This is a genomic window from Flavobacterium sp., from assembly GCF_039930565.1.
GTDB lineage: Bacteria > Bacteroidota > Bacteroidia > Flavobacteriales > Flavobacteriaceae > Flavobacterium.
This window is the reverse complement of record NZ_JBDTTP010000098.1, coordinates 1-12193: the sequence shown is the minus strand read 5'-3', so window position 1 is coordinate 12193 and position 12193 is coordinate 1. Positions and strand designations below refer to the sequence as shown.

The 12193-nt window shown below is 34.1% G+C and carries 8 protein-coding genes; 1 reads left to right on the top strand and 7 read right to left on the bottom strand.

Going from position 1 to position 12193, the window contains the following annotated elements:
• Positions 1–149: 149 nt before the first annotated feature.
• The 7 genes from hflX to ABI657_RS17495 all read right to left on the bottom strand — a co-directional run bounded on the left by hflX (position 150) and on the right by ABI657_RS17495 (position 10545).
• Positions 150–1385, bottom strand: a complete 1236-nt coding sequence (gene hflX / locus ABI657_RS17525; protein WP_348098563.1) for a GTPase HflX — start codon at positions 1383–1385, stop codon at positions 150–152.
• 157 nt (positions 1386–1542) lie between these two features.
• Positions 1543–2406 carry a hypothetical protein gene (locus ABI657_RS17520; protein WP_348098562.1) on the bottom strand — a complete coding sequence of 288 codons (864 nt, stop codon included), beginning with the start codon at positions 2404–2406 and terminating at the stop codon, positions 1543–1545.
• Between the two features lie 137 nt (positions 2407–2543).
• Positions 2544–3893, bottom strand: a complete 1350-nt coding sequence (locus ABI657_RS17515) for a DUF5689 domain-containing protein (protein ID WP_348098561.1) — start codon at positions 3891–3893, stop codon at positions 2544–2546.
• A gap of 11 nt (positions 3894–3904) precedes the next feature.
• Complete coding sequence (locus ABI657_RS17510) at positions 3905–6742, bottom strand: TonB-dependent receptor (protein ID WP_348098560.1); 2838 nt, start codon at positions 6740–6742, stop codon at positions 3905–3907.
• Between the two features lie 354 nt (positions 6743–7096).
• Positions 7097–8317: an MFS transporter gene (locus ABI657_RS17505; RefSeq protein WP_348098559.1), complete on the bottom strand. Its 1221-nt coding sequence runs from the start codon at positions 8315–8317 to the stop codon at positions 7097–7099.
• Positions 8318–8414: 97 nt separating this feature from the next.
• Complete coding sequence (locus ABI657_RS17500; protein WP_348098558.1) at positions 8415–9455, bottom strand: Gfo/Idh/MocA family oxidoreductase; 1041 nt, start codon at positions 9453–9455, stop codon at positions 8415–8417.
• Positions 9456–9471: 16 nt separating this feature from the next.
• Positions 9472–10545, bottom strand: a complete 1074-nt coding sequence (locus ABI657_RS17495; RefSeq protein WP_348098557.1) for an NADH:flavin oxidoreductase/NADH oxidase — start codon at positions 10543–10545, stop codon at positions 9472–9474.
• 197 nt (positions 10546–10742) lie between these two features.
• Here ABI657_RS17495 and rseP point away from each other — a divergent pair, with 197 nt between their 5' ends.
• Positions 10743–12092: an RIP metalloprotease RseP gene (gene rseP / locus ABI657_RS17490; protein ID WP_348098556.1), complete on the top strand. Its 1350-nt coding sequence runs from the start codon at positions 10743–10745 to the stop codon at positions 12090–12092.
• Positions 12093–12193 lie beyond the last annotated feature (101 nt).

Here is a 12193-nt window from a genome sequence, read left to right as displayed (position 1 = left end):
CAGCAATAATGGAAGGATGGCAATTATTCTTAGATGTGTCCACACGGTAGGCTTCTGTCGGGGCTAATTACAAACATTCGGCTTCTTTTAAACATTTAAAAAAAAACATCATAAAAAAACGGCTTTTGAATTTATCAAAAGCCGTTTTTTTATTCTTCATCTTGTTCTTTCTCGATAGCATCCTTGTAATCCGGATACAAAAATTTATTATAAGGAAATCTGGTAATATGAATTTGTCTTACGGCTTCATAAACCCTTTCTCTAAATTCCTCAAAATTCTCTTTATTGGTAGCCGAAATAAATAGTGCATTATCTTCGCCTAAACGATGCATCCATGTTGCTTTCCATTCATCAAGTGTATAATGTCTGGGTGTTTTCTCAGTCATTAAATCATCTTCATCAATGGTCAGGTGTTTGTAGGTATCAATTTTATTGAAAACCATAATAACTGGTTTTTCATGTGCCTTGATATCCTGTAAAGTCTGATTTACAGATGCAATATGATCTTCGAATTCAGGGTGTGAAATATCCACAATATGTAATAACAAATCAGCTTCACGAACTTCATCCAGTGTACTCTTAAAAGAATCTACCAATTGTGTTGGCAATTTTCTGATAAAACCTACCGTATCAGAAAGTAAAAAAGGCAAATTTTTAATCACTACCTTTCTAACAGTTGTATCTAAGGTTGCAAATAATTTATTTTCAACAAAAACATCGCTTTTGCCAACTGCATTCATCAAGGTTGATTTTCCAACATTGGTATATCCTACAAGGGCAACACGTACCATTGCTCCGCGATTACTACGTTGAACACCCATTTGTTTGTCAATGGTTTTGATTTTATCTTTTAATAACGAAATTCGGTCACGAACGATACGTCTGTCGGTTTCAATTTCCGTTTCACCAGGACCACGCATACCAATACCTCCTTTTTGACGCTCAAGGTGTGTCCACATTCCAGAGAGCCTAGGTAACAAATACTGGCACTGCGCCAATTCAACCTGCGTTCTCGCATAAGATGTTTCTGCTCTTTGTGCAAAAATATCAAGTATAAGATGCGTTCTGTCTAAGATTTTGCAATCTATAATTTTTGAAATATTTTTTTGTTGTGAAGGCGAAAGCTCATCATCAAAAATCAAGGTAGAAATATCATTCTCCTTTACAAAAAGATTGATTTCTTCAATTTTCCCAGTTCCAACAAAAGTTTTCGGATTTGGGCGTTCCATTTTTTGTGAAAAGCGTTTGATTACTTCACCTCCTGCGGTAAATGTCAAAAACTCCAGTTCGTCCAGATATTCGTTAAGTTTCTCCTCACTTTGATTTTGAGTTACAATACCAACAATGGCTGTTTTCTCAAAATTGATAACTTCTTTTTCTAACATAGCTTTGAATAAGATGCAAATTTAATCATTTGTAAAGTAGGTTTTCTTATAGAATTCATTTTTTAAATTATTAATGTTTCATCTTTAAAAAAAGGATTAAGAATTATCAGATTTTAGTTGATAATTCTTAATCCCAAGATCTGAAAGAGAAATTTTGTTATTCGTAAATAAAAGATTTTTCAGTTTTCACAATTCCGTTTTCTTCAATTTGGGAACAAGAGATTGGATAATCTAACTTATTGTATTTATACTTTTTAGAAACAGCAACCAATGCGGTTGAAGATGGGCTGAAATTCATTTCATTATTATAAGAAATGGATTCAAAACTAAATTCATCTTCATGATAGGAAATCATTGGAACTATTACTTTATAATTGTCACCAAATAAACTTTGAACAATTAATGCATTAACAGATTTTTTATCATCATATGTATATGTTTTGGATATTTTATCTCCAACCAAACCCTTATGTTTTACAACATTATCATTGACATATACATATTCAATTTTGCCAATTATTGCTTTGCTTTTATCCCTTGAAGTGCGTCTGACGACTATACCATTTTCTACAAGATATTCAATATCATCAACTAGATTTTGATGATTCGTACTTTTTTTAGTTGCTACCTTTATCCTTGCTCCGTCATAACCAAATGTTACTACTTTTGTAATATAATCAGGGCCTTCTTGGTATTTTTTTATAAATTTTGTAATCTGGTTATCTGCATCATAAGTATAGTTTACGACTTCTTTCCAGTCGCTTCCTATTTTATCTTTAACAGTCATATCCAATAATCCTCTGGTATTGTAAAAGAAATGCTGAATAACATCTGAAGTGGTAATGGTTTCTATTTTACCGTCCTTAAACAAAAAGGTTTTATTTACGATTTCACCATCTTTAGAGTTTTGGTAATTTGTTTTTATAACATTAATTTGTTTTAATCGCACAGGACTTTCCTGACTGTGCAATAAACCGGTAGAAATCATTGCAATAATAGCAAAAAAGTAGATTTTTTTCATATGTTTTAATTGATTTGGGAACACCAAAATACAAAATTCTGGCAAATTCTAACAATTTAACAAATGAAAAACGCAATAATTATATTTTTAATGTTTTTTATACTGATAATCAATGCATTATCATTTTGTTTATGTAGTTATTTTTCTCCAAACAATTTCACATCATCCACCATAAATGCTCCATTTAGCGTTTTATCTTTTCCTGACCCCAAATATTTAAAAGCAATATTAATATTTCCAGTATAAGAAGATAAATCGATTCCTCCTGAACTGATGAATTCGCGTATAGGTGTGGAAAGTGATGCAACTTTAGCATCTAATTTTATCCAGGTTGCCTTGGTTAAATTTGATCCATCAAAATTGGTTGAAATGTAAATTTCCAATGTATTCAAAGGCGAATCAACTTTCAAGTCATGTTGTGCACTCCTAAAAGACAGCACCGTATTTTTATAATCGGTTAAATTAATTTTAGGAGTAATGAGCCAGGCAATATTTTGGGCAGCTGTCGTGCTTGTGGTATTAAACTCAGCATATCCGTTTCCGGCAGTAACCATACTTCTCCATAATTTTGATGCCTTTTCTACTACATTACTCCAGCCTGGTAATGCAAAATTAATATTGTTGGTAACGGATTGAAAATCCTGGATAAAAAAAGGAATATTTGTTTTTCCACCCATTGCAACGTCTTTTTCTGAACGTGCCATTAACTGATAATCGGAACCATATTTGGTTAAAATTCCACGGACTTTTCCGCTTCCTTCAGGAACCAAACTTGCCGAAAAATCTGCAAAACTGCTGGTCCTGAAAATAATTTGATTTCCGGATTTATCCCTTAAATTCCAATTAGTAGCCCCTCCAACATTATTGGCTTCTTCAAAATAATGACGTCCAAGGGCCGATTCAGTAAATTGAACGTCAGATAATTCAATTAGAGTATTTAGGTTGCTTTCATTTAAAGCTTCTTCAATAGTAACCTGATTGACTAATTTATTTTCCTCAACCATAGTACACGAAGCATGTAATACTTTTTTATAATCATTTTGAGAAATCCTCCCTACAGAAGCTGCTCCTGAATTACCTTCATACAGACTTCCAATCCGCATTCCACCATAAAATAAATCGGTAAACTGATCTTTTAATTTGATATAAACTTTATTTCCAACACGATAATCGACATACGTATTGGTTGCATCTACCGAAACGCTAAATCCAATCGCTGGGTTGTTTTCAGTCGCCAAAGTCTGAAAATATATAGTCTTGAAAAAATTTCCATTTTCATCACTTGAAACTACATAAGCTTCAATAACGTCATCATAAACATATTTTGTTGCAGTTATAGTAGCGGTTTTTAGAACTTCTTCCACATTTCTGTTTATAGTAAAATCAGGCTGTGTACATTCTAATTTCGGAATTGTAATATCGTCATTACAATTGCAAAAAAGTAATATAAACAATAAGGCAAATAGGCTTTTATAATTGTTTTTCATTAAAAATAATTTTATAAATTGATAGTCATGTTTATGAAATAAGTTCTTCCGTAACCATAGAAATATTTGGAGCCAAAAGAAGGCGTCCCGCTGGAAACATCCTGATCTAACTCCCTGAAGTTTGAATTTCTGGTCTGTTCAAAACCACCTGTTTTATATTTAAAATCAAGGACATTATTGACACTGGCAAAAAGGCCAATTGTTTTATTATAAATACGCCAGGATTTTCCGCCTGTTACATTTAGTAAGGAAACGGGATTTAATTTTTCTTGCTTTAGCAACACTTTTGCTCGTTCTTCTGATGCTTCAGGAAAATTGAACCCGCTTGCAGGATTTATATAAAAACGGGATGTTCTTGAAATCGGAGATACATCGACATAACTATTGGTTATGTAATTGATATTAGCAGAAATCCACCAGAATTCAGGATCACGATATTCTATTCCACATGATAAAGCCTGTTGCGGCATTCCGGGCTGTTTGTAATTTTTAAGAAGGGAAGAACCAAAATCAAAAGTTGTTCCGGTATTGGAAATAGCTGCATTTGCATCATTGGTAATTGTAACATTTGGATTGCTATTATAAGTGTAATTACCATAAGCAACAGATAAACTGCTTTTAAATGTTGATGAAATCTGATATTCCAGACTTAACTCAGCACCCACGTTTTTCTTGTCTAAATTCATCAGGGTCTGACTTACAAATGCGTCGGTATTGTCGTAGCCGGCACCATTGTCAAAAATTCCTTCGGCATAAAAAAAGGATGTTTCGGTCGTGTTTTTTATGATTGCGTAATAACCCGTAATTCGCATTTTTAGTTTTGGGGAATGGTAAACATAATTCACATCGGCAGCACTAATGTTTTCATTTTCGATTCCATTTACAATTGAATTGTTCAATCTTGAATTAGAAAAAGTATTTCGAAGTGATGGGGCTTTGTTAAGATGCATTCCGCTGAAAAACAGCCATTGCTTTCCTGAAATTTTATAGGTAAAGCCACCTTTGAACCCAAAATTTTCAAAATTAACTTTTTGGCTTCTGCCTGAAGAAGTATTTGGATAAATCCCGTTTTGATACAAACCTTCTCTTTGGTATTTTGAAGTTGAAAAGGAATTTCCCAAATAAAAATCGACTTTCCTGTAAGCAAATTTAAACTGTGAAAATGCATCTGTTGTTGTGGCATAATAATTAAAATTATAACCATACGTATCGCCAACTTTTACTTTCCGGTCAGGATTTTTTAAATCGGATTGGGATTGGTCTCCTTTATAAAAGGAATCGATATCCTCAAAATAACTGCCACCTAATAAATCAAGAAGATTTTGAAAATTATGAGATTTTAAGTTTTTAAAAAGTATGCCTCCACTAAAAAATATATTTTCTGTGAGTGATGTGTTGAAGTTGGAATTAAAAGCAAAAGTTTTATCATCAGTTCTGTCTTCGTAGAGCACATAATGGCTTTTTGAAGCTTCATATCCCGTAATAATTCTCTCAGAATTAACGACGGCTTTTTGATTCGTACTGTACATTTCATCCCAATCTATTTGTGAATTTTCTAAAAATAACACCCTGCTCTTTGCTGCATTTTCATAATCAGGTGTAAACTCTCCTGAAAACTCTCCTTTGTCTGCTCCATAAAGTGAACTGAAATAACTGGGTAATTTCCTGTAATAGGCAGGGTCAGGACTGTCTGCATTTTGATAATCAATATTGCTGTTGCCCACTTTTCCAAATTGGTACATTGCACCAGAATTTAGAATGGAACGGTCATTAATTTTAAAATAATGATTAAGCATAAATAAAGGTTCTTCAATGGTTTTGACTCTGGCATTACGTTTTTCTCCGTTTTGAAAACCCCAGTAGGAATTGTATTTTTCGGATTTAAGTACGGTCACTTCATCTGTATTTGGGGAATTTTTACCACGTGAATTTGGCGTGTAGAATCCTGTAAAATTTAAGGAATGCCTGGGATTTAATTTCTTTTCTAAACTTATGAAAAACGAATTTGCATCATAATCTGTACCTTCAAAATGGCCTTCATCTGCCCATCGTTTTCCTGCTGAAATAACATATGCCCAACCAGAACGATCCATTCCTGATGCATAAGTTACCATTGTTCTCCAGTTGTAATTGGTATTCGTTCCTGAAAGAGACATTCTGGTTCCTTTTCTATAGGCCGATGCCCGGGTGAAAATTTGCTGGGTTCCTAAAATGCCTCCGAAAGTATAATCAGAAGGAGCAGCGCCAATTGAAAATTCCTGATTTCTGAGCACATCATTTAATCCTCCCCAATTATTCCATTGCGGTCTGCCATCAAAAATTTTATTCATTTTCATGCCATTCAACATCATCGATGCATTTTCACTCTCCAATCCACGGACACTAAATCTGGCCTGCCCCCAATTGAATGCAGCTGCTTGTAAAAATGCATCTTTTGAAGATTGTAAAAGTCCGGAAGTATTTTCCGAAGAACTGTTGTCATCTTCCAAATCACTTTCTAAAATTGTTATTAAAGCGGCGGGAACTTCATCTGAAAAATCTTCTTCAAGTTGTAATATGCCAAGATTTACTTTTTGTCCAAAGTTTACAGTTACTTTTAATAACAGGTCCTTATATCCCTGACTATGTAGCAAAACCAATTGTTCACCGCTTATTGTGCACTGGAGGTCGAAACTTCCATCAGTCTTTGTGAGTTGTGTGATGTTAGAATTTTGAATACTAACTACACTATTTTTTATGGGAATTTGTGTTTTGCCATCAATCACCTTTCCTGAAATAGTAGTTTGCTGTTGGGCAGAAGTGATTATTGAAATTAGAAAAAGTATGAAAATCAGATGTTTTTTTAGCATGGAAAAAGCCGCATTTGTTTAAAAAAATTCCCCTTTTCTTTTCGAGGAAAAGGGGATTAATTAATATGTTCCTGACTAGTGGTTCTGAGTTCAGAAGTACTAATCAAAAAATCAAATCGGATTTGGAAAAGATGTTTGAAAATAATTTAGTGGTATTCCAGATTTTCAAACATAATACAATAAGTAATTATAAGTATGAATTGTATTACAAATGTAGTACAAAATACTTTATAAGCTACTCTTTCTTGTTGAAAATTTACATTCTGTTTTGATTTACTTCAATTAACTGAAGCAGAGGATATAATTGTGTTTTTTTTCTGAAATAACTTGTTATAGTGATGATGAAATCAATAATTAATTAGCTGATATGTTAATTTTCGAGACCATAAAAGCGATCAGTATGCCAAAAATTCCAATAAAAGCAAATGAAAATTGAAGTCCAAAGGTTTCTGCAATGTAACCAATTATAGGCGGACCCATTAAAAAGCCAAGAAAGCTGATGCTGGAAACAATAGTCAGGGCTTCACCCGGAGATACTGTCGAATTTTTTCCCGCAATACTATAAACAGTAGGAACGATAGTCGAAACTCCCAAACCCACTACCATAAAAGCTATTGTACAGGGTATGATGTAAGGAAAGATAACAGAAGTAAAGAGACCAACAGAAATCATACACCCACTGATTTGCATAACACGCTGTCTGCCAAACTTGTTATTCATTTTATCGCCTATGAATCGCCCGCCAGACATCATAATCATAAATGATGTATATCCCAGAATAACTAATGCTCCAGGAGCTTTTACTATTTCCTTAAAATATATCCCGCTCCAGTCAAACATTACGCCTTCACTTGCCATACTGCAAAATCCTATTACACCAAGCCATAATAGAGTGATATCAGGTCGTGTAAATAAGCTTTTGCTTTCTTTTTTTATCTTTATTTTTTCTTTGGCTTTAATTAAAAACTTAAAATTAAATCCAATCATTATAAAAACAACCGCTGTTATGATAAGAAAATGATGATAGGGCACTAATTTTAATGCCAATATTCCTAATCCAACCAAAGCTCCTGTGAAACCGGCAAAACTCCACATGCCATGAAAAGAAGAAAGGATATTTTTTTTGAAAAGAGTTTCCGTATAAACACCTTGTGTATTGACAGCAATATTAGCTAAGTTACCAAAAATGCCAAATACAAAAAGCCCTAACGAAAGCTGTAAAGCTGTTGTTGCCAGTCCTAAATTAGTCAGACTAAGCACATACATTATTAAGGAGAAAACTAAAACACGATGGCTTCCAAACTTAGTAACCATTTTACCTGAAAATGGCATGATAATTAATTGTCCAACTGGCAAAGCAAAAAGAATGGAACCTAATTGCCCTTCTGATAAGTGCAATGCTGTTTTTATATCCGGGATTCTGCTCGCCCAGGTGGCGAAACTTAAACCCATTGCAAAATAAAACATTCCAACCGCAAAACGAATTCGGTTTAAATACGAAGCTTTTGCCTCTCTGTATTTTTTTTTGATTTTTCCTTTTGTCTGGAATAGTGATAATGGATTGAAATTTAGCACAGATACGTTTTTAAAGTTCAGTTAAAAACAAAAGTACTAAAAAGCATCTTTCAACACTAATTAGTACTTTGGCAAACATCAGATACAACGTTATTGTTTATAAATTAATGATTTTTTTATGAGTATTACTGGCAATAGCAGCTTCAATAATCTGCATTACTTTTATACCATCCTGGGCGGTAACAGGTTCGGTTTTGTCATTTATGATCGAATCGTAAACACCGTCAAAAAATTCAAAATAATTGCCCTGAAGGGTTTTAATTTTTTCACGAACTGGGTTTCCATCAATTTCAGTATGTAAAATTCCTTGTAATTCGTCTGGTTCGGTTCCCCAGTTTTCACGATTTGGTTTTTTCCCAACCTTCAATTCATCTTCCTGAACATCACCGCGAGGTTTTAAGACAGAACCTTTTTTTCCGTGAATGGTATACGCTGGATTTGCTTCTCTCACAAAAAAACTGGATTTTAAACGTACTCTTACATCTTCGTAAATCAATAACAAATCGATCCAGTCATCGACTAGTGAGTTTTCGCGAGTGATTCGAATATCTGCAAAAACACCTTTTGGAGATCCAAATAAGCAAACCGCCTGATCGATTAAATGCGGACCTAAATCTTTCAGGATTCCGGCGCCATCATTTACAGTTTCCTTGTGAAGCTTTGGACTCAATTCAGGATTATATCTGTCAAAATGAAATTCGGCTTCGACCAAATCTCCCAAAACCCCTTCGTTAATTACTTTCTGAATAGTTTTAAAATCACTGTCCCAACGTCTGTTTTGAAAAACTATTAGTTTTACACCTTTTTCTTTAGCGATTTTGTCTAATTCTTCAGCTTGAGCGACAGTAGTTGTAAAGGCTTTTTCGACTACGGCATGTTTTCCTGCCAGCAAAACTTTTTTTGCATAATCGTAATGTGTATCAACAGGAGTGTTAACGATTACCAAATCAACATCATCGGCTAATAATTCCTCTAAAGAAGCATAACTTTTTACGGATGGGTAATCTTCATGGATTAATTTTTTGCTTCTTTCCCAGGAACCTAATAATTCAAATCCCGGATGAAGATCTAAAAAAGGAGCGTGAAAAATTTTTCCCGACATCCCATATGATAATAGTGAAGTTTTTATTTTTTGCATTTTATTTAGTTGTAAATTATCGTGTTTTGGCTCTTTCATATTGTTTTGGCCATTGGATTTCGTCATTTAATTCTCTGGCAAAATCCAAAGCTAAATTAGGGTTTCTTAGTGATTCCCTGGCAAATAAAATCAAATCGGCCTGACCATTGCTAACAATTTCTTCGGCTTGCTTTGCTTCAGTAATTAAACCCACAGCACCCGTTAAGATCTGAGTTTCTTTTTTGATTTTCTCCGAAAATGGAACCTGATAGCCTGGCCCCACCGGAATTTGCTGATGCGAAACAAGTCCGCCTGACGAAACATCAATTAAATCAACTCCTTTTTCTTTTAGGATTGCGGAGAGTTTTACGGATTCTTCCGGATTCCATCCGCCATCTGCCCAGTCTGTTGCTGAAATACGAACAAACAAAGGCAGATCTGATGGCCATTCTAATTGTACAGCCTCTAAAATTTCTAACGTAAATCGGATTCGGTTTTCGAAGCTTCCTCCGTATTGATCCGTTCTTTCATTTGTTAATGGTGACAAAAACTGGTGCAATAAATATCCGTGTGCAGCGTGAATTTCCAAAACCTGATATCCTGCTTCAACAGCTCTTTTTGTTGCAGCCTTAAAATCTGAAATTACTTTTTGAATACCAATTTCATCTAATGCTACAGGAAGATAAGGCTCGTTTTCATGGTACGGAATAGCACTTGGAGCAAAAGTTGTCCATCCAATATTTGATTTGTCTAATTTTTTATTTCCCAGCCAGGGTTCAGAAACACTTGCTTTTCGCCCGGCATGAGCCAATTGAATTCCGGGAACAGAATTTTGTGAAACGATAAATTCATTGATTGTTTTTAGTTTTTCAATGTGTTCGTCTTTCCAGATTCCTAAATCTGCCGGAGAAATTCGGCCTTCCGGAGAAACGGCTGAGGCTTCCTGAATGATCAGGCCTGCTCCGCCAGTAGCACGGCTTCCTAAATGAACCAGATGCCAGTCGTTTGCAAATCCGTCAACGGAAGAATATTGGCACATAGGCGAAATAACAATTCTGTTTTTTAAAATAATGTTTTTTATCGTAAGAGGAGAAAATAATAGTGAAGCCATATAATGTAACTTTTAATGATTTTGTACTACCAATGTAATGATAGGCCTTAAAAAGTAAAGTTAAAATATCTTGTTAAAGGAGAAATCTAAATTGTATTAATTAACAAACATTTAAAACCTTATGTGCTATATTGCGCCATCAAATTAAAATAGAAACGTTACTTTTGTGCGTTAAAATTACGAACTAAAAATACAAAATGGATATAGTTATCAAGCTCTCTCAATTTTTATTGAGTTTATCATTACTTATTATTCTTCACGAATTAGGGCATTTTATTCCTGCAAAATTATTTAAAACCAGAGTCGAAAAATTTTATTTGTTTTTTGATGTGAAATATTCATTGTTAAAAAAGAAAATCGGTGAAACAGAATACGGAATCGGATGGCTTCCGCTTGGAGGTTATGTGAAAATCTCCGGAATGATCGACGAAAGTATGGACAAGGAACAAATGGCCTTGCCTCCACAGCCTTGGGAGTTTCGTTCTAAACCGGCATGGCAGCGTTTAATTATTATGTTGGGTGGTGTTACGGTAAACTTTATATTGGCGTTTATTATTTATATCGGAATGGCATTTGTTTACGGAGATACTTATGTAGCAAATGCCGACTTGAAAGATGGTATTTGGGTAACCAATCCGGCAATTGAAAAAACAGGTATTCAAACCGGGGATAAAATTCTTTCTGTAAACGGTAAGAAAATGGATCGTTATGATGATATTTCTAAAAATTTATTTTTGGCAAGTGAGGTTAGTATTGAGAGAAATAATGAAATAAAAACCATTAAATTCCCTATCAACATTATTAATCAAATTAGTAATTCCGGAGCTAAACGAACTTTAGTCGAATTGAGAATTCCATTTGTTGTTAGGGGATTTGAAAAAAATTCTCCAAATACTAAAGTTTTACAAACTGCTGATATAATAACGCATGTCAACGGTGCTCCTGTTCAATATGCAGACCAAGTTGTATCACAATTTAAAAAATTTAGTGGAAAAATTGTTCCAGTGACAATAAAGAGAGGGGATAAGGTCATTCAGACAACTTTAAAATTCAACAAAGAATCCAAGTCTGGAGTAGCTTATGCCTTGGGATTGCCTTACTCTAATCTGGAAAAATTGAATCTTTATAAAATTAATCGTGAGCAATATAGTTTTGCAGAATCTATTCCAATTGGAATTAAAACAGGTGCAAATGGATTAGTTGATTATGGGAATAGTCTGAAAACTATATTTAATCCTAAAACAGAAGCGTATAAAGAAGTAGGTGGTTTTGCGGCTATTTTTAACATTTTTCCGAATACCTGGAGTTGGGAATCTTTCTGGTCAATCACCGCTTTACTCTCAATTATGTTAGGCGTAATGAATTTACTGCCAATTCCGGCACTAGACGGAGGCCATGTAATGTTTTTATTGTATGAAATAATCAGTGGCAGAAAACCGAGCGATAAATTCCTTGAAAATGCACAAATGGTTGGTTTCTTTATACTTATCGCACTGCTTTTGTTTGCTAACGGTAATGACATATACAAAGCCATTGTAGGCAAATAAAAATAATTTTTAAAAAGAGTCAAAATATTTTTGGGAAATTAAAAATTCAACTATATTTGCACTCGCGAAAAAGAGCAACACCTTCCTTCTTAGCTCAGTTG

Coding starts and splice junctions, on each gene's coding strand:
- ABI657_RS17520 (WP_348098562.1), bottom strand. CDS start 2,406: ATGAAAAAAATCTACTTTTTTGCTATTATTGCAATGATTTCTACCGGT.
- ABI657_RS17500 (WP_348098558.1), bottom strand. CDS start 9,455: ATGCAAAAAATAAAAACTTCACTATTATCATATGGGATGTCGGGAAAA.
- ABI657_RS17515 (WP_348098561.1), bottom strand. CDS start 3,893: ATGAAAAACAATTATAAAAGCCTATTTGCCTTATTGTTTATATTACTT.
- ABI657_RS17510 (WP_348098560.1), bottom strand. CDS start 6,742: ATGCTAAAAAAACATCTGATTTTCATACTTTTTCTAATTTCAATAATC.
- hflX (WP_348098563.1), bottom strand. CDS start 1,385: ATGTTAGAAAAAGAAGTTATCAATTTTGAGAAAACAGCCATTGTTGGT.
- ABI657_RS17495 (WP_348098557.1), bottom strand. CDS start 10,545: ATGGCTTCACTATTATTTTCTCCTCTTACGATAAAAAACATTATTTTA.
- rseP (WP_348098556.1), top strand. CDS start 10,743: ATGGATATAGTTATCAAGCTCTCTCAATTTTTATTGAGTTTATCATTA.